We start from the raw sequence: 17,832 nt of genomic DNA on the forward strand, positions 1-17,832 counted from the left end.
CAAAAGCGTGAACAAAATCATACAGAAGCTACAAATACCCGGATATGAAACAAAAATGATGATTGTGCCTCGTAAGGATGCAGTAGTCAAAGATAAAAAGGTTCATGATGGCATACAGCTGTCACTTGATATAGATTTGGAACCAAATAAGCAAGATTCAGAGAAGTAACGTATAAATCATTCCCCTCGCGTCAATGATGGAAAGCAAATACTTGATGGGAGGGGAACTCATGACCGAACAATTTCGTGTCATTAAAGTCAGTTACTCGGAGCAACTATCTTCAGACTCAGAGCTATGGTTCAAACACTTTGTTGAGAAGGCACTGTTGGACCATATTACGAAGGATGATTATAAACTTCGAGCTTTACTAATTAGCAAAAAATAATAAATGTAGAAAGGAAAAATAAACATGCAGGAAACCAATTTAACTGCAGAATATGATCGTGTTAGCTCTGCTGCACAAAGTCTTGAGTTACAACGTTCTGCAGCAAAACGATACTTCGAATCACAAGGTCTAACTGGAAATGAGGACAATGTTATTAAGCTATGTGATCATGACGTTTCAGCAACAAAGCTGAAAATGAAGGATCGACCAAAATTAATGGAACTACTCCGCTTAATTCAAGAAGGTAAAGTTAAAAATGTCATTGCTTATAAACGAGATCGCTTGGCACGGAACTTTTATGAATTTGTGGATATCACCCGAATTTTTATTAAATATAACGTAGAAGTGATTTATACAGCGAGTAACGAACCACCTTTTCGTAACAAGTTATCTCTAGAAGCGTTTTACGGAATGTTTGGGCAAATGGAAGGCGAAAATATACGAACACGTACTAGTGACGCTCGCAAGCAGTATCCTTCCAGCATCTATGGTTATAAACGTATGAAAGAAGATAAACAGGTGTATTATGTTGTAAATGAAGAAAAGCGTGATTCCATTGTTTCACTATTTACTGATTTTAGTAAGGTGAAAGACGAAGAGGAATTCTTTCAATTTCTGATGATACGTCGCAAGGGGTTAAACCAACCAGACAAACTACTGCGCATTTTAACCAATGCATTTTACGCTGCTCATTACGAATCGAAGAATGGTCTACAACCGCTGACCCATGTAGAACCGATCATCAGTATAGATCTTTATTTAGAAGCCAAGGCACAGATTGATGCCTTTCTAGCTATCTATAAAGAAAAGCTGAATGAGGTTAACAACCTTTTCTTAACAATGCCATTGTGCGGCAAATGCGGAAAAGAAATGAAACATCGACAGCAAAATGCTCTTGATGAAGGTTACTTTGTTTGCAGTGTTAACCATAAAAGGTTGATGATTACGGTTGAGGAATTGAACACACCAGTTAAACAAGCAGTACTCGATCATTTACAGTGTATTTCAGCACAACTAGCCCATAAAATCATGTCCAAACATATTGCTACGGCAAAGAAACGATTGGAACATGATAAGGAAATCGCCACATCTGAATATCTGGATTCTTCACTTGCATTATGTACAATTGGTCAAAATGACAAGTCGGCCATTCCTAAACTCTTGGATCGGATTCAACTATTAAAGGACAAGTCCAAAAAGTTAGGGCAAGATTTGGTTGCTCTACAATTACTAAGTAACGAGATTAAAAGTCTAAATACCATTTTGTCACAGAAAGAACTGAGCCTGACTAAACAAGACATGCAACGGTTAATAGAATTGCTTGTTCACGAGGTCATTGTTCACGAAACCTATATTGGTATTGATTTATTTCTATCAACATTTGCAAAGGAAGCGACTTCCTTATGAGTAAAACAAAGTCAACAAGCTATAGACGTTATTCAGACAAAAAACAAGATGGTAATCATTCTTTGGAAATTCAGAAAAGCCAAATACTACTCTTGGCTGAAAGAGAAAATCTAGAGATTATATCATGGCCCACAGACAAAGCCACAAGTGCCTTTCACAATAATGTAAGCAAACGTGAAGGAATTCAATTAATTCTTGAAGATATTGAAGAAAATGGCGCAGAAGCGGTCTGTTTCTATGAAGAATCCAGAATTACCCGAAGTATCACTGACTTCTATAATGATGTCTACCTCCCTGTTAAGGAACAGTATCCGTTTGTAAAGTTCTATAGCACTCAATCTGATGGTGAGTGGAATCCAAACGACCCCATTGTTCAGGCTAAGCTAGTCTTTGCTGCGGAGGAATCGGAAATTAAATCCATTCGAGCGAAGGACGCTCAAGCTAATTTGGTAGGTAAAAATAAGCGACCCGGCTCTCGTGAACCTGTTGGTTACGACATGATTGACGGAATTTTATATCCAAATGAGGATGCGCCCATTGTGGAACTCATTTTTTATCTTGCAAGTCTAGGACACTCACAAAATGTCATAGCGGAGTACCTAAACACCTGCAAAATAACAACTAAAAACATTAAGTCTTGGAATAGCAGCACAATTGGTTATGTATTATCAAACCGTGTCTACTTAGGTAGAATTGCTTGGAATGTGCGAACAAGCTATGAAAACAGCAAACCAAAGCCAGACACGGATATTGATATTCTCAAGCAGTCTTATGACCCGATTGTAAGTCGCACCCTTGTTCATTTGGTCAATCAAATCAGCGAATTGAAAGCACAATACGGTACGATGAGTACGCCATATTACCTTCGTGGAATCATTAAATGCAAGAAATGCCATTCGCTACTTAAAGCAAAAGACAATTCTCCAAAAGGGAAAAAAGGCCAATATATGATTTATCGTTGTACAGAGTGCAAAAAATCTGTATCAATTATTCCTGTTCACGAAGTAGTCTTAAACGATTTACAACGGAAATGGATAGCTCAACTTACAAACTTCGCAACAAGTGCTAAAGAACAACTTAAAAACTGGTCAACCAAACTTCACAAGGCAAAAGATAAATTAAAAAAACTTCTGGATAAATCGCTCTATAATCAGAACATGCTGGCTGCTGATATAGCCACCAATAAACTGTTAGCTGAAGCATTTACCGTTTCACAAAAGCACTTACAAGACGAAATCACTTATGTAAATGCAACACAAGAAGAAATCAATCGTTTACTAGAAGATGAGTTTCTATCTGTATTCATGAAAGAAATGATCCAAACAAGCTTTTACGATTTTACAGATACGGAGTTGCGTGTCTTCTTCCTGATGTACTTTGATGAAGTCATCATTGATTTCGAAAAAAATAACAATATTCAGATCAGCTACCGTCTCTCTCCTTTTGTTTCGTTAGAAGCGACCACTGGTCATCTAACCGAAAAAATTGGCAAAAGAGAGAATTTGACTGGGTAAAAAACCGAATTGTTTCCCAGCAAAAAATTCAAATGTCATCGTTTAAAGTTCTCTACTCTCAAAAACCCTTGATATCAACGCTTTTTGGGAGTAGCCTTTCGGCTAACTGACCATCGAAGTATTCTTCGATGATTAAAAAACCGAACTATATATTTACTTTATGGTCAAAAAACCGAAAATTTAAACGGCAATAAAATTCATAATTTTTTACGAAAAGGTCTTCGAATATGAAAATACGAGGATACAATATATCTTGTAAGAACTAATCAAATAATGTAACCCACAACAAGCGAAAACCGCAGAGGTTACATAGCCACTCGATTATTAGTCAGCTATGTACTTCTGCGGTTTTTTATTTGAATCTAAAATTTTAAATATGGAGGTTTTAATAAGAATGCAAAACACAAAAAAATATACCACTTGGGAGTCCTTGCCCGACACTCTTACCGCACAGCATATTTCCGAGTTTCTCGGAATTTCGAGAAGACGAGTGTATGAGTTATTCCATGTGAACGTAAAAGACGGTGGTATCCCAAACTTTAAAATTGGTGCCACAAAAAGAGTTGATAAGGCCGATTTTAAGCATTGGATCGCATTGAAAAAACAAGAACAGGTACATGCGTAGAGCAAGAGAAATTATCTAAAAACTATTTGAAAGAGAGGTTGCTATAAATCATTATGAAAGGTAGCTATTTTAAGCGAGGATGCACTTGTGGAGAGGTTTGTACTTGTGATAAAAAGTGGAGCTTCGTAATTGATGCAGGAAAATATTTTAACCTTGGAAAAAGGAAGCAACTCTGGAGAGATAACTTTGACACCAGAGAGGATGCGGAAGCTGCAGCAGCCGTTTTAATCGAGAAAATTAAACAGGGTAAATTTCATATCGAAACCGATATGCTTTTCAAGGAATATGCTGATGTATGGCTTGCGGAATACATTAAAGTTACCGCTCCAAAACCCGGTACTATCCGAATTAGAAAATACAGCATTGATAAATTTCTATCATTCTTCAAAGAGATCAAACTTAAAAAAATCACTGAAGAAATGTATCAGGCTGTATTGGATGATTTACAAGAGCAAGGTTTTGCAAGAAGTACCATTGAAAGTATTCATACGACTGGGAGACTCCTTTTCGGGAAAGCTGTTGATAAGAAGTTGCTAAATGATAATCCGACGATAAATGCTTATATTCTACGGGAGGATGACAACATCATTAACGAAGACGAAGAAGACCCTCAAGATCTTCCAAAGTTTTTTGAAGCGGACGAACTTCTACACTTCCTAGATATTGCAGGAAAAAAAGGGCTATTTATGGATGAAGTAATCTTCAATGTATTAGCTTATACAGGTATACGAGTCGGAGAATTGGTTGCTCTCAAATGGAGTGATATTGATTTTGAAAAGCATACCATCAGCATTAACAAAACGTATTACAATCCGAAAAGCAGCACAGTAAATTACACCTTAGTTCGACCAAAAACAAAAAAATCAAAGCGAGTCATTACCGTCGATCCTGAACTTATTGAATTGCTTGAGAAACATAAAAAAGAACAGGAAGAGATGATTTTACATCTAGGAGACAGTTATTACAATAAGGGATTCATTTTCTCAAATTTCAATCGTCATCCCGGTTATCCTGTTTTGATAAAATTTGTCCAGAGTAGAATGGCAAGATTGTTGAAACATGGTGTGTTAAATCTCAAACTTACTCCACACTCCTTACGCCATACACACACTTCTCTTCTTGCACAGGCTGAAGTGGAAATTGACGAGATTATGGACCGTTTAGGACATCAAGATGATTCGACAACTAGAAGGATTTATCTTCATGTAACAAAACATAGGAGAAGAAATGCCTCTAACAAATTTAGCGATTTAATTCGCAGTCATAGAAAATAAAAAAACTTGAAAGCAATGATTGCTTTCAAGGTACATAGAATTTATATTTCATGTATACCCATCCCTTTACCTTTATCTTTGAATAGAGATAAGCTCTAAAATCTTTAAGCTGGGATAGTTCCGTTTTGGCAAAATATATGCCGAAACAGCGCTATTATAAATGTAAAGGTTGTGTTCATCCTCTTTCACATCAACAACACCTGCCCAATTCACTTTCGTTTGTCCATTAACGCTTTCGTCTACAATACCTTCCTCACTTAGTCTCATCGTATGCTGTCCTCATAACCCGTCGTTCTTCCCCTCATTCAGGGCCTTTCTAACTGAACGAGTGACGTGGAGAGCCAACGATATACTAAGAACAACATCTTTTATAATAAGAATTGCGAATCATTACCCCCTTGGTTTTTCTATCTAGAGGGGTTTTTCGTTGTAAAAGACTTACATATTTAAGTAGTTCAGTGTAAACTGAAATTATGGTTGTCTGAATATTAAAAAAGGAGGGAACTTATGAAAAAGTATATTTGTAATGAGTGTGGAGAAGAATTTTCCAAAAATCAACTCGATTTAGAATTACTGGTAGATGGTGAGTCTTTCTGCAAAGGATGTGCTAGCAGCTTAATGGAAGCTGGAAGAGACTTTGTAGATCCTGATCATAATTTTGATTCGTATGAAGACTGGGACAAAAATGGACGTTAACTAAAATAACAAAAGTATTAAGAATAGACCTCAATTTATTTGGTTAAGATTTTTTATTATTTCTTTGCTTACTATACTGGTTGCTATAGTATATTCGCTTTCCGAAACAATCAATCTCTTTTTGAAAAACAATCTTATATCTGCTCGATAAGAACCCATTTTGATCAATCTTTTGACAAATTGGGTTCTTATTACTTATTGCTTATGAACAAACCTCATTTATAAGCTACACAAGTGGCTCATTCACCCGCAGTCACTGGCTCTATTGTCCGCAAACGAGGGATTAAAACTCCGCACAACAGGCTCAATTCTGTCCGCAATACTCAATGCCCAAAGCTTAAACTTCTTACACCACTTATCCTCAATCATTCAGTATATGAAACGAATGGATAGATACCTAAATGGACATAATGAACTTTTGTAAAAAATACAAAAGGAAAGCGAGGTCATTCAATGAAATGAAAGGACATTTCTACAGACGTGGCTGTACCTGCAAGAAGAAAAATTGCTCGTGTGGCTCCAAGTGGGCTTTTGTGATTGATATCGGGATTGATCCCGTAACCGGCAAACGGAAGCAAAAGACCAAAAGTGGTTTCCCCACCAAGAAGGAGGCAGAAGTAGCAGCAGCTGCCATAATTCACGAACTCGAACAAGGTTTCTACATTGAGGAATCCTGTCAGACCTTTGCTGATTTCGCGAAGGAATGGTTGCCCATTTACAGCGAAGCAAAAAATGTGAAACCCGGCACCATTCGAGTTCGTCTTCACGAAATCGGGAAGTTACTTCCTTACTTTGGTCAATTAAAGCTGAAAGATATTACTCCTAAACGATATCAAGAATGTTTAAATGACTTAAAGGACAAAGGACTTGCCGACAGCACTAGGGAAGGAATTCATCGTTGCGGGAGGATGATTTTGCGTAAGGCGCTGGAGTACGAACTCATTAAAAAAGACCCAACGGAGTTCGCATATCTTAAAAAAGATAAGAAAACCATTGAACAGCTAGAGGAAGAAGAAATTCCGAAATTTCTTGAGAAAGAAGATCTTGCTTTGTTTTTAAAAACAGCTAAGGAACATGGCTTGGAACACGATTACTTGGCATTTCTCATTCTTTCCTATTCCGGTATTCGAGGCGGGGAGTTAATCGCGCTCAAGTGGAAGGATATTGACTTTGTGAATCACACCATCAGTATCACGAAAACGCTTTACAATCCAAGCAATAATCCCCTGAACTATCAACTAGTTACGCCAAAGACAAGAAAATCACGAAGGAAAATCATCGTGGATGAAGAGGTGATAGATGCGTTGAAGGAGCATAAACAGGTTCAGGAGAAGGTCATTGAGCGATTAGGGAAAGCTTACTGTAATCAAGATTTTATCTTTGCCAGAATGCAACGATATCACGGCTATCCCATCGTCATCAAGAACATTCGAGACCGAATGAAAAGGCTGCTAAGAATAGCTGGTCTAAATGAAGATTTGACTCCACACAGTTTAAGACACACACATACGTCGCTTCTTGCCGAGGCTGGTGTCTCACTCGAACAAATCATGGACAGGCTTGGTCATACCGATGATCAAATTACGAAAAATGTGTACCTCCACATCACCCAAGAAATGAAAAAAGAAGCCTCTCAAAAGTTCGGTGAACTAATGAGAAGCCTCCGTTAAAAACCTCAATGTTAGCAAAATGTTAGCAAACCACTTTTACCTTACTAACAAATCCTTTTGTATCAAGGGGTGAAGCGGCTTATTACATCATGCCGCCCATTCCACCCATGCCGCCCATGTCAGGCATTGCAGGAGTATCTTCTTTAATGTCAGCAACAACTGCTTCAGTTGTTAAGAACATTGCTGCAACAGATCCAGCGTTTTGAAGAGCTGAACGAGTTACTTTAGTTGGGTCAACGATACCAGCTTCGATCATGTTTACCCACTCGCCAGTCGCTGCGTTGAAGCCTGTTCCTACTTCTTCACGCTTTAAGCGCTCAACGATAACAGATCCTTCAAGACCCGCATTGTGTGCGATTGTACGAACTGGCTCTTCCATCGCACGTAGTACGATGTTCACACCTGTTTTCTCGTCACCAGTAACCTCTAGAGCAGCAACCTTGTTGTATACGTTAAGTAGGGCAACACCACCACCAGAAACGATACCTTCTTCAACAGCTGCACGAGTTGAGTTCAATGCGTCTTCGATACGAAGCTTACGCTCTTTTAATTCTGTTTCAGTAGCAGCTCCAACTTTCACTACTGCTACACCGCCAGCTAGCTTAGCTAAGCGCTCTTGTAATTTTTCGCGGTCAAATTCAGAAGTGGTTTCTTCCATTTGCGCACGGATTTGGTTTACACGACCTGCGATTTGTGCAGAGTCTCCAGCACCTTCAACGATTGTTGTGTTTTCTTTTGAAACAACAACCTTAGAAGCGCGACCTAGAGATTGGATCGTTGCAGACTTAAGGTCACGACCTAGCTCTTCAGTGATTACTTCTCCACCTGTTAAGATAGCGATGTCTTCAAGCATAGCTTTACGACGGTCACCGAAACCAGGAGCTTTAACAGCAACTGCATTGAATGTTCCGCGAAGCTTGTTCACTACTAAAGTAGCTAACGCTTCCCCTTCAACATCCTCAGCAACAAGTAATAATGGCTTACCTTGTTGAACCACTTGCTCTAAAACAGGAAGGATTTCTTGGATGCTTCCAATTTTCTTATCCGTAATTAAGATAAATGGATTGTCTAGAACAGCTTCCATTTTATCAGAGTCTGTTACCATGTATGGAGATGCATATCCACGATCGAATTGCATACCTTCTACTACATCAAGCTCAGTAGTGAAGCCCTTTGATTCTTCGATAGTGATAACGCCGTCGTTACCAACGCGCTCCATTGCTTCAGCAATTAATTGACCAACTTCATCGTCAGCAGCAGAAATAGCCGCAACTTGAGCGATAGAAGCTTTGTTTTCGATTGGCTTTGAAATAGCACGAAGCTCTTCAACCGCTACTGCTACTGCCTTATCCATCCCTTTACGGATACCCATTGGGTTAGCTCCAGCTGTTACGTTCTTTAAGCCTTCACGGATCATCGCTTGAGCAAGAACCGTTGCAGTTGTCGTACCGTCACCAGCCACATCATTTGTTTTGCTAGCTACTTCAGCAACAAGCTTCGCACCCATGTTTTCGAATGCATCTTCAAGTTCGATTTCTTTTGCAATCGTTACACCATCGTTTGTAATAAGTGGTGAACCGAATTTCTTTTCAAGAACCACGTTACGTCCTTTTGGTCCTAATGTTACTTTTACCGCATTTGCAAGTGCATCTACCCCACGAAGCATCGAGCGGCGTGCGTCTTCACTAAACTTAATTTCTTTAGCCATTGTAAAATACCCTCCTCGAGTTTTTTCAATCTATTCTGTCTTCGTTTAGTTTTTAAATAAGAAAATCTCTACTCTTATCCAAGAATAGCAAGAATATCGTTTTCACGTAGAATTAAGTACTCTTTTCCTTCGTACTTCACTTCTGTGCCAGCGTATTTTGAGAAGATAATGCGGTCGTCCACAGAAACTTCAAGAGCTACACGCTCACCGCTTTCAAGTACGCGGCCAGTGCCGACAGCAACTACTTTGCCTTCTTGAGGCTTCTCTTTAGCAGAGTCTGGTAGTACAATACCGCTTGCCGTTTTTTCTTCCGTTTCAACTAGCTCAATTACAATGCGATCACCTAGTGGCTTTAACAAGTGAAACAACCTCCTCAAATATATGAAAGATTTTTATTATTAGCACTCACTTAACTAGAGTGCTAACACAACTATTATATTAATGAATCTCTACCTTTTTTGCAAGCGAGAAACCGCTTTTTTTTATAAATTTTTTGTAAAAGTCCCCCCATAACTTGTTAATTGTACAACCTTACTAAGTATGTACTTTTCCACCTATTCTATCCATATAATGCTAAAATACGGACGATAATTCTTCTTATTTGATACAACCTGATGTTTACGAGTAGAATAACTATATTGGATGGAAAAGGAGACTTGTTTTGAAACGTGAATATTGGATTATATTAATTGCTTATATTGCTATGCAGCTTTCAAGCTTTATTGGTGTCCCTATCACCTCTCTGATACTAGAACTGATTGGTTTTGAAACCCATCACTCTCAAGGGTTCGCAGGGGTCACTTGGCTTGTCATAAGCTTTTCGCTCACACTTGTGATTGTCCTGATGTTGTTGCGTAATGAGATGGTAAACACAAATGAAGTAAGAAGCGGAGCCAGCTTAGGCCGATCGATCCTTTGGTCTATCACAGGTGTCTTTCTTGCCCTATTTGCCCAAGCCTTTGCTGCAAATATTGAACGTTTGATTGGTATTGATGTTGGTTCTGAAAATACGCAACAGATTCTACGCATCATTGAGTCCTTTCCTATTATGATTGTCGTGAGCTCAGTGATTGGTCCTATATTAGAAGAAATTGTTTTTCGTAAGATCATTTTTGGGGCTTTTTATAAGCGATTTAACTTTTTTCTATCAGCCTTGCTTAGCTCCGTTATTTTTTCTTTTGCCCATATGGAGCCGGAGCACACTCTACTTTATTCCGCAATGGGATTCACCTTTGCGTATTTGTATGTAAAAACCAATCGGATTCTCGTTCCGATCGTTGCTCACGTATCGATGAATACGTTCGTTGTTCTTGTGCAATCCGTATTTAAGGAAGACTTAGAAAAATTAATCAAACAAGCAGAACAAATGCAAAGCTTTATTGGAGGATTCTTCTTATGAGACAGTCACCTTTATTTTCAGGAATTATATACATCATCTTAGGTGCTCTGTTCACAGTGTTTGCCATACAGGACTTACAGCAAAATGGAGAGTGGGGCTTTTTCACCTACCTGCTTGTCTTGCTAGCGACCTTTGATATTGGTTCAGGCATTCGGATGATTCTTTTACATTTTAAAATTAAAGAGATCAAGAAAGAGCAAAAGAAATAGCCGCTCCACTAAGGGGCGGCTTACTGTTTATTCTTCTACCATTTCTTCATCCATTGAATAATGCTTTAAAAAGTACACCAGTGACTGTAACTCAATAGCCAGATCAATATGGTGAACCCTGATGGATGAGGGAACCGTTAATCGGGCCGGGGTAAAGTTTAAAATGCCTCTCACCGATCCTTGAACCATTCGATCGGTAATGGATTGTGCAACCGGTGCTGGAACCGTTAATATCGCGACCTGAATGTCTTCTTTTTCAATAACTTCTTCTAGATCATCCATATGGTAGACGGGCACTTCACCAATTTTTGTGCCTACCTTCTCTTCTATCACATCAAATGCAACCGCAATTTTGGTATTATTATTCTTTAAGAAGTTATAGTTTAAAAATGCTGTCCCAAGATTCCCGACCCCAATTAACGCAACCTTCGTTAATTCATCTTGGTCGAGTGTTTTACGGAAAAAGGATAATAAATAGTTTACATTGTAACCGTATCCCTTTTTACCTAAGGCTCCAAAGTATGAAAAATCTCTTCGGATTGTTGCAGAATCGACCTTCACCGCCTCACTTAGTTCAGCCGATGAAACGCGTTGCTTTCCTGATGAGTGTAAACTATTTAAAAAGCGATAATACAATGGTAGTCTTTTCGCCGTTGCTTGTGGGATTTTCATTGATTCATTACTCATCGTTCTTCCCCTACCTTCTACCTTTAACTAATATAGTCTCTCTTCTCTCTTAAAGTCACCGTTTTTACCACCTGTCTTTTCAACCAGGTATGTTTTCCCGATAACCATTCCTTTATCTACTGCTTTACACATATCATACACGGTAAGCGCGCAAACAGAAGCAGCTGTTAACGCTTCCATTTCTACACCTGTATTCCCTTTTGTCTTTACACTAGCAGAAATATGTAGAGTATGGCAATTGTTATCTGATTCCCAATCAAAAGAAATATCAACACCTGTGAGTGGAATAGGGTGACACATTGGAATAATATCCCATGTTTTTTTACTAGCCATAACAGCTGCAACCTGTGCGACTGCTAACACATCCCCCTTTTTCATTTGGTTATGTGTGATTCGATCATATATCTCTTGATTAACTGTGATACTAGAGTGGGCAATGGCCGTCCGTACCGTTTCGGGCTTATCACTCACATCTACCATTTTTGCTCTGCCTTCTTTATTAAAATGAGTGAACTCTGACATCTATTATACACCTCTTTCAAAATCATACACTATTTTCCTCATTTTGTGTGAAAACATTGTAACATAGTTCACAACTCATATCATTGCTCATCCGTATTGAATGCGATACACTAACCGTAGAAGTATAGAGGTGAAATCAATGATACTACTACAAGTAAACCAGCTTTCCAAGTCTTATGGGGCTGACCTTATTTTATCGAATATAAAACTAGAAGTTCAAACAAGAGACCGTATTGCCTTAGTAGGTAGAAACGGGGCCGGGAAATCTACATTACTCAAGATTATTGCCGATCACCTTTCCTATGAATCAGGTGATTTAATCAAGCCCAAACATGTAACGATCGGGTACTTGGCTCAGAACACAGGTCTTGTTTCCGGATTATCCATTTGGGAAGAAATGCTTACCGTGTTTGAACATGTCATGAAACAAGAGCGGGAACTTCGTAAGCTTGAGGAAAAAATGGCTGATCCTACCGTATTTGAAGATGCTACTTTGTACGAGCGAACAATCAAGGAATATGACCATCTCCAAAATGAGTTTAAGGAGAATGGGGGCTACCAGTACGAGTCAGATATACGTTCTGTCCTACATGGCTTGAACTTCCACTCATTCGATTACTCTACGAAAATTGATAGCTTAAGTGGTGGCCAGAAAACTCGTTTAGCTCTTGCGAAGTTGTTATTAACCAAGCCTGATATTCTTATCTTGGACGAACCTACCAACCATTTAGATATCGATACGTTGTCTTGGCTAGAGCAATATCTTACTGGCTACTCAGGTGCCATCTTAATCGTATCCCACGATCGCTACTTTTTAGACAAAGTGGTCAATCAAGTGTACGAAATTTCTAGGAATCAAATCAGCAAATTCTCAGGAAACTACAGCTCTTATCTTGAACAAAAAGCCGAAAACTACGAGCGTGATCTCAAACAATACGAGAAACAACAAGATGAAATAGCCAAACTACAGGACTTTATTCAAAAAAATCTTGCTCGTGCATCGACCACCAAGCGAGCCCAAAGTAGAAGGAAGACGCTTGAGAGAATGCAAGTTATGGACAAACCTCTTGGAGATGAAAAGTCCGCCTCCTTCGGTTTTGATATTGAAAAGCAAAGTGGCAATGAAGTGTTAAATGTCCACTCCCTAGCAGTTGGTTATCATGATGAACGAATAGCTGAGGAACTTTCCCTCCGAATTACTAGAGGAGATTCCGTTGCCTTAGTTGGACCAAATGGGATTGGAAAATCAACCTTACTCAAAACCATCCAAGGTACGTTACAACCGGTAGAAGGACAAGTTCATTACGGCTCCAATGTTAGCATTGGCTATTATGACCAGGAACAAGCAGCTCTTACTTCAAACAAGCGAGTGTTAAATGAGCTTTGGGACGAATACCCTCTGAAAAGTGAAAAGGAAATCCGCACGGTACTAGGGAATTTCTTATTTACCGGCGACGATGTATTAAAAACGGTTTCCACTCTAAGCGGTGGGGAGAAAGCACGTTTAGCACTAGCTAAGCTCATGATGCAAAAGGCGAATCTTCTTATACTAGATGAACCTACCAACCATCTGGACTTAGACAGTAAGGAAATATTAGAAAACGCGCTTGTGGATTATCCAGGTACGATTCTTTTTGTTTCTCATGATCGATACTTTATTAATCGCATTGCTACAAAGGTGATTGAGCTTAGTAAAACCGCGGCTGTTGAGTATCTTGGGGATTACGATTATTACGTGGAAAAGAAGCTAGAACAAGAAGAGCTTAAAGCCATTGAACAAGCAGAAAAGGCTGCCGCTACCATAGCTGCTTCTCCAGAAAAAAATACGTATCAAATCGATAAGGAAGCCAAGAAATTAGAGCGCCAACGAAAGCGACGCATCGAAGAAATTGAGGGCTTAATTGAAAAGCTTGAAGAAACGATTGAAAAAAATAATACATTGCTTTGTGATCCAGAAATTTTTCAAGATCACGAAAGAGTGCTTAAAATTAATGAAGAAACTGAAACAGCCAAACTCCAATTAGATGAGTTACTAGAAGAATGGAGTGAACTGGCTGAATAAGCGTAAAGAACCGGGAGGAAGAATCTATCCCGGTTTTTTCCTTTCCACAATTTTGTTCACAGCTAAATTGTTTTTATATGAGCTTTCCACAGGGTTTCCCACATTATCCACAATTTTAGTTTATTTTATCCACATTACCCACAGTGAAACTTGTCGAAATAGTGTTTATACACAAAAAATAGCCCCTATCATGTGATAGGGACTTTTTCCTAAAGTTATTAGTTGTGGATAGATAGGTCTAATCCAGGATTGGCGTTTAAAGTAAAGTCACTTCTTTGACCTTTTTCATACATAACACTTCCCGCAGCAGCTATCATGGCTGCGTTATCTGTGCATAAAGAAAGTGGAGGAATAATTAATTCTACACCTTCATTAGCAGCAAATTCTCTCTCTAGCGCGCTACGCAGTCCTTTATTCGCAGCCACTCCTCCTGCTAGTAACACTTGCTTCACAGAATATTGTTTCGCCGCACGTACCGTCTTAGTTACCAACACATCGATCACACTTTGTTGAAAACTTGCAGCAAGATCTTCAGGTGAAATCACTTCTCCTCGTTGCTCTGCATTGTGGACAGTGTTGATAACTGCTGATTTTAATCCACTGAAGCTAAAATCATAGGACCCTTCCTCTAACCAGGCTCTCGGTAAATCTATAATAGGTGAGCCAACCGCTGCTAATCGGTCAATATGAGGTCCGCCTGGATATGGCATTTTTAACGTCCTAGCGACTTTATCATATGCTTCACCCGCAGCATCGTCTCTCGTTTCTCCAATCACCTCAAAATGGCCATGTTCCTTCATATAAACAAGCTCTGTATGTCCACCAGAGACAACCAGTGATAACAGTGGAAACTCCATTTCCTTTATCAAGCGATTCGCATAAATATGACCAGCGATATGGTGAATTCCTACAAGAGGAATACCGTGAGCAAAGCTCAGCGCCTTGGCTGCGTTCACCCCTATTAATAAGGCTCCGACAAGTCCTGGCCCTTCCGTTACAGCAATCGCATCAATATCTGAAAACTGTAATTCAGCCACTCGCATCGCTTCTTCTATGACAATCGTAATTTGCTCGACATGATGACGAGAAGCAATCTCAGGAACGACTCCACCGAAGCGCTTATGGCTTTCAATTTGCGACGCAACGATATTTGCTATTATTTCATGTCCATCTTTTACAATCGCAACAGCTGTTTCATCACAGCTTGTTTCGATCCCTAATATATATTGATTTTTCTCACTCATATTGTCACCCACATGACTAATGCATCCTCATAGTTATCAGTATAATAATTCTTGCGTATTCCACCGTTCATAAAGCCGAGCTTACGGTACAACGATTGTGCCACTGTGTTTGACACACGTACCTCCAGTGTCATCGATTTTGCACCCCTTTTTTTTGCAACCTCCATGATCATACGAAGGATCCCTTCTCCAAGCTTTTGCCCACGAAATTCAGGTAAGACCGCTATGTTTGTAATATGCGCCTCATCAACAATCAACCACATGCCACAATAACCTACAATTTGTCCTTCCTTTTCTAAGACCAGATAGACAGCAAATTGATTTAAATTCAACTCATTCTCAAATGACTGCCTTGTCCAAGGCGTTGCAAATGAAAGCTCCTCAATTTTTAAAATTTGATCGATATCTTCTTCCTTCATATATCGAAACACAAAGGAATCAGATAATGAGTGAGTCTCTTCATTTTGCATCATTTTCTTTCTTCCCTTCTAGCCATTTCGCTTCAGCTTCAGCTAACCGAATATAATTTGGCACAAAGCTGTGCACATCAACGGGTTCTCGATTGACCCCTAAATGAGCTAGCTCACCAGGACGTGGATTATGTTCAGTGTAGTGAGCAAATCTTGCTTGATCTCCCATAATACTCACTAGTACTTCCTTGTGAATAGGGACATCATTGCCAACAAATAAAACAGGCTCTGACATCTCCTTTAACTGCTCTGCCCAATCTTTAGCTAATACCAGTTGGTCTTTTTTAACTTTTTCGAGTGCGCCATTTTGGAAGCGATATAGACCGGTATAGACTTGTCCTCTTCTAGCGTCAAATAATGGAGCCACATTGCCTGGGAAGTACCGTGCAGCTGATGCCGCTAACACTTCTATGCTTGAAACCCCAACAAGCGGAATTTGTAAGGTCCACGCTAATGTTTTCGCGATCGTTACTCCTATACGAACTCCCGTATAAGAACCAGGACCTTCAGCGACGACAATTTTCTCTAGGTCTGCTGGCTTAACTTCACATTCCCTGCATAGGTTTTCAATCGCTGGCATCACACGGATCGAATGATTCTTGTTAATATTCGTTATATACTCCCCAATCACTTGTTGGTTATCTATTAAGGCAATCCCCAGTGGATAATTGGATGTATCTATAGCTAGTACTTTCATTAGGCAAATAGCTCCTTACAAAGCATTTCATATCGTTTTCCTTTTGGCGTTATCGTTAAGTTACGAGAATTCTCTTCCCCATGAGAAATCTTGATTTGTAGAAGTTCTTCCGGTAGTTGGTCTTCAATCAGATGAGCCCACTCCACAACCGTTACTCCCTGTCCTTCAAAATATTCATCAAAGCCCAAGTCTTCGTCAGAATCCTCCAATCGATACACATCCATATGGTAAAGTGGAAGTCTTCCGTTATATTCTTTTATTATAGTAAAAGTCGGACTACTAACGTTTTTGTTAATATCCAGTCCCACTGCGAGTCCTTTAGTAAACGTCGTCTTACCTGCACCAAGGTCACCTTCTAATGTAATCACATCTCCTGGTTGAAGCTTCTGTGCCAGTTCCTTTGAAAATTGTAAAGTCTCTTCCGTACTGTTTGTTCTTACTATGTATTCGTTCATTGAATTCATCACCCAATCTTTTATAAAAAAACCTTAGGACAGATTCCTAAGGCTAGTCTCTTATAAGTGTACATGATTTTAAAAAAATGAGCAAAAAGGGTTGGATTTGTATGTAGTTTTTTAGTTTTTATGGCTGTTTAAAGTATATGAAGCCGTATTCTACTCTATTTTCGCCACAACTACTCCCTTTTATTAGAAACTTCTCTAAAAAACAAAAAAACGAATCCATTTTGGTTCGTTTGGTTCTTCTAATATATGAAAATGGCGGTCCCGACCGGGATCGAACCGGCGATCTCCTGCGTGACAGGCAGGCATGTTAACCGCTACACCACGGGACCAAGGTTTTTTTCAAGTGAAACTTGAAAAATAACTTTCAATAACTTCAATAATTGCGGGGACAGGATTTGAACCTGCGACCTTCGGGTTATGAGCCCGACGAGCTACCAGACTGCTCCACCCCGCGACAATAATAATTAAATCTGTAATACAGCCTAGCGACGTCCTACTCTCACAGAGGGAAACCCTCAACTACCATCGGCGCTGAAAAGCTTAACTTCCGTGTTCGGTATGGGAACGGGTGTGACCTTTTCGCTATCGCCACTAGACTCGTATTCAATTGAAGAAAATCATTCCTTCAAAACTAGATAATGAATGAAGAAGAAAGAAATACGTTTCATCTTAAATTTGGTTAAGTCCTCGATCGATTAGTATCAGTCAGCTCCACACGTCGCCGCGCTTCCACCTCTGACCTATCAACCTGATCATCTTTCAGGGATCTTACTAGCTTGCGCTATGGGAAATCTCATC

20 protein-coding genes, 2 tRNA genes and 2 rRNA genes are annotated in these 17,832 nt (G+C 39.4%); 11 read left to right on the forward strand and 13 right to left on the reverse strand.

What is annotated here, in order from left to right; translation table 11 throughout:
• The first annotated feature begins 7 nt into the window (after nt 1–7).
• The 6 genes from ACFFHF_RS14165 (at nt 8) to ACFFHF_RS14190 (ending at nt 5,206) form a co-directional block, all read left to right on the forward strand.
• Nucleotides 8–169 carry a hypothetical protein gene (locus ACFFHF_RS14165; protein ID WP_377058454.1) on the forward strand — a complete coding sequence of 54 codons (162 nt, stop codon included), beginning with the start codon at nt 8–10 and terminating at the stop codon, nt 167–169.
• Between the two features lie 61 nt (nt 170–230).
• Nucleotides 231–386 (forward strand): hypothetical protein, encoded by a 156-nt coding sequence (locus ACFFHF_RS14170; protein WP_377058455.1) that lies wholly within the window; start codon nt 231–233, stop codon nt 384–386.
• Between the two features lie 24 nt (nt 387–410).
• Complete coding sequence (locus ACFFHF_RS14175) at nt 411–1,793, forward strand: recombinase family protein (RefSeq protein ID WP_377058456.1); 1,383 nt, start codon at nt 411–413, stop codon at nt 1,791–1,793.
• Entirely contained in the window at nt 1,790–3,307 is a 1,518-nt protein-coding gene (locus ACFFHF_RS14180; protein WP_377058457.1) for a recombinase family protein, read from the forward strand. Before ACFFHF_RS14175 ends, ACFFHF_RS14180 begins: the two co-directional genes overlap by 4 nt.
• Nucleotides 3,308–3,701: 394 nt before the next feature.
• The gene (locus tag ACFFHF_RS14185) at nt 3,702–3,932 is read left to right on the forward strand and encodes a helix-turn-helix domain-containing protein (RefSeq protein WP_377058458.1); all 231 of its coding nucleotides are present in this window, start codon (nt 3,702–3,704) and stop codon (nt 3,930–3,932) included.
• A gap of 53 nt (nt 3,933–3,985) precedes the next feature.
• Complete coding sequence (locus ACFFHF_RS14190) at nt 3,986–5,206, forward strand: site-specific integrase (RefSeq protein ID WP_377058459.1); 1,221 nt, start codon at nt 3,986–3,988, stop codon at nt 5,204–5,206.
• A 72-nt stretch (nt 5,207–5,278) separates the two neighbouring features.
• On the opposite strand, the gene ACFFHF_RS14195 is transcribed toward ACFFHF_RS14190, so the two are convergent.
• Entirely contained in the window at nt 5,279–5,473 is a 195-nt protein-coding gene (locus ACFFHF_RS14195; RefSeq protein ID WP_377058460.1) for a YcxB family protein, read from the reverse strand.
• 240 nt (nt 5,474–5,713) lie between these two features.
• On the opposite strand from ACFFHF_RS14195, the gene ACFFHF_RS14200 reads away from it, so the two are divergent.
• Complete coding sequence (locus ACFFHF_RS14200) at nt 5,714–5,902, forward strand: hypothetical protein (protein ID WP_377058461.1); 189 nt, start codon at nt 5,714–5,716, stop codon at nt 5,900–5,902.
• Nucleotides 5,903–6,360: 458 nt separating this feature from the next.
• Entirely contained in the window at nt 6,361–7,572 is a 1,212-nt protein-coding gene (locus ACFFHF_RS14205; RefSeq protein WP_377058462.1) for a site-specific integrase, read from the forward strand.
• A gap of 82 nt (nt 7,573–7,654) precedes the next feature.
• Here the strand turns inward: ACFFHF_RS14205 and groL are convergent, their stop codons facing one another.
• Entirely contained in the window at nt 7,655–9,280 is a 1,626-nt protein-coding gene (gene groL / locus ACFFHF_RS14210; protein ID WP_160548777.1) for a chaperonin GroEL, read from the reverse strand.
• A 74-nt stretch (nt 9,281–9,354) separates the two neighbouring features.
• The gene (gene groES, locus ACFFHF_RS14215; RefSeq protein ID WP_066057304.1) at nt 9,355–9,639 is read right to left on the reverse strand and encodes a co-chaperone GroES; all 285 of its coding nucleotides are present in this window, start codon (nt 9,637–9,639) and stop codon (nt 9,355–9,357) included.
• Nucleotides 9,640–9,941: 302 nt separating this feature from the next.
• Here groES and ACFFHF_RS14220 point away from each other — a divergent pair, with 302 nt between their 5' ends.
• Both ACFFHF_RS14220 and ACFFHF_RS14225 read left to right on the forward strand, forming a co-directional pair.
• The gene (locus ACFFHF_RS14220) at nt 9,942–10,679 is read left to right on the forward strand and encodes a CPBP family glutamic-type intramembrane protease (protein ID WP_160548778.1); all 738 of its coding nucleotides are present in this window, start codon (nt 9,942–9,944) and stop codon (nt 10,677–10,679) included.
• Complete coding sequence (locus ACFFHF_RS14225) at nt 10,676–10,888, forward strand: YdiK family protein (RefSeq protein WP_160548779.1); 213 nt, start codon at nt 10,676–10,678, stop codon at nt 10,886–10,888. The genes ACFFHF_RS14220 and ACFFHF_RS14225 overlap by 4 nt, the downstream gene beginning before the upstream one ends.
• Nucleotides 10,889–10,915: 27 nt before the next feature.
• Here the strand turns inward: ACFFHF_RS14225 and ACFFHF_RS14230 are convergent, their stop codons facing one another.
• Nucleotides 10,916–11,575: a redox-sensing transcriptional repressor Rex gene (locus ACFFHF_RS14230; protein WP_160548780.1), complete on the reverse strand. Its 660-nt coding sequence runs from the start codon at nt 11,573–11,575 to the stop codon at nt 10,916–10,918.
• Nucleotides 11,576–11,602: 27 nt separating this feature from the next.
• A complete protein-coding gene (gene moaC / locus ACFFHF_RS14235; RefSeq protein ID WP_160548781.1) occupies nt 11,603–12,097 on the reverse strand; it encodes a cyclic pyranopterin monophosphate synthase MoaC in 495 nt (164 codons plus the stop codon).
• A gap of 139 nt (nt 12,098–12,236) precedes the next feature.
• Here moaC and ACFFHF_RS14240 point away from each other — a divergent pair, with 139 nt between their 5' ends.
• Nucleotides 12,237–14,159, forward strand: a complete 1,923-nt coding sequence (locus ACFFHF_RS14240) for an ABC-F family ATP-binding cassette domain-containing protein (RefSeq protein WP_377058463.1) — start codon at nt 12,237–12,239, stop codon at nt 14,157–14,159.
• 218 nt (nt 14,160–14,377) lie between these two features.
• Here ACFFHF_RS14240 and tsaD read toward each other — a convergent pair whose 3' ends face one another.
• The 8 genes from tsaD to ACFFHF_RS14280 all read right to left on the reverse strand — a co-directional run.
• Nucleotides 14,378–15,403, reverse strand: coding sequence for a tRNA (adenosine(37)-N6)-threonylcarbamoyltransferase complex transferase subunit TsaD (tsaD, locus tag ACFFHF_RS14245; RefSeq protein WP_160548783.1), 1,026 nt, complete (start codon nt 15,401–15,403; stop codon nt 14,378–14,380).
• Nucleotides 15,400–15,876 (reverse strand): ribosomal protein S18-alanine N-acetyltransferase, encoded by a 477-nt coding sequence (rimI, locus tag ACFFHF_RS14250; protein ID WP_340901897.1) that lies wholly within the window; start codon nt 15,874–15,876, stop codon nt 15,400–15,402. The genes tsaD and rimI overlap by 4 nt, the downstream gene beginning before the upstream one ends.
• Nucleotides 15,863–16,570 carry a tRNA (adenosine(37)-N6)-threonylcarbamoyltransferase complex dimerization subunit type 1 TsaB gene (gene tsaB, locus ACFFHF_RS14255; RefSeq protein ID WP_160548784.1) on the reverse strand — a complete coding sequence of 236 codons (708 nt, stop codon included), beginning with the start codon at nt 16,568–16,570 and terminating at the stop codon, nt 15,863–15,865. Before tsaB ends, rimI begins: the two co-directional genes overlap by 14 nt.
• Nucleotides 16,570–17,025, reverse strand: coding sequence for a tRNA (adenosine(37)-N6)-threonylcarbamoyltransferase complex ATPase subunit type 1 TsaE (tsaE, locus tag ACFFHF_RS14260; protein ID WP_160548785.1), 456 nt, complete (start codon nt 17,023–17,025; stop codon nt 16,570–16,572). The genes tsaB and tsaE overlap by 1 nt, the downstream gene beginning before the upstream one ends.
• 262 nt (nt 17,026–17,287) lie before the next feature.
• A tRNA-Asp gene (locus ACFFHF_RS14265) sits at nt 17,288–17,363 on the reverse strand.
• Between the two features lie 51 nt (nt 17,364–17,414).
• Nucleotides 17,415–17,488 (reverse strand) — tRNA-Met (locus ACFFHF_RS14270).
• A gap of 26 nt (nt 17,489–17,514) precedes the next feature.
• Nucleotides 17,515–17,630: ribosomal RNA gene (gene rrf, locus ACFFHF_RS14275) — 5S ribosomal RNA — on the reverse strand.
• Between the two features lie 79 nt (nt 17,631–17,709).
• Nucleotides 17,710–17,832, reverse strand: a 23S ribosomal RNA gene (locus ACFFHF_RS14280); the annotation flags it as partial.

It is taken from the genome of Robertmurraya beringensis, from assembly GCF_042433785.1.
GTDB lineage: Bacteria > Bacillota > Bacilli > Bacillales > Cytobacillaceae > Robertmurraya_A > Robertmurraya_A beringensis.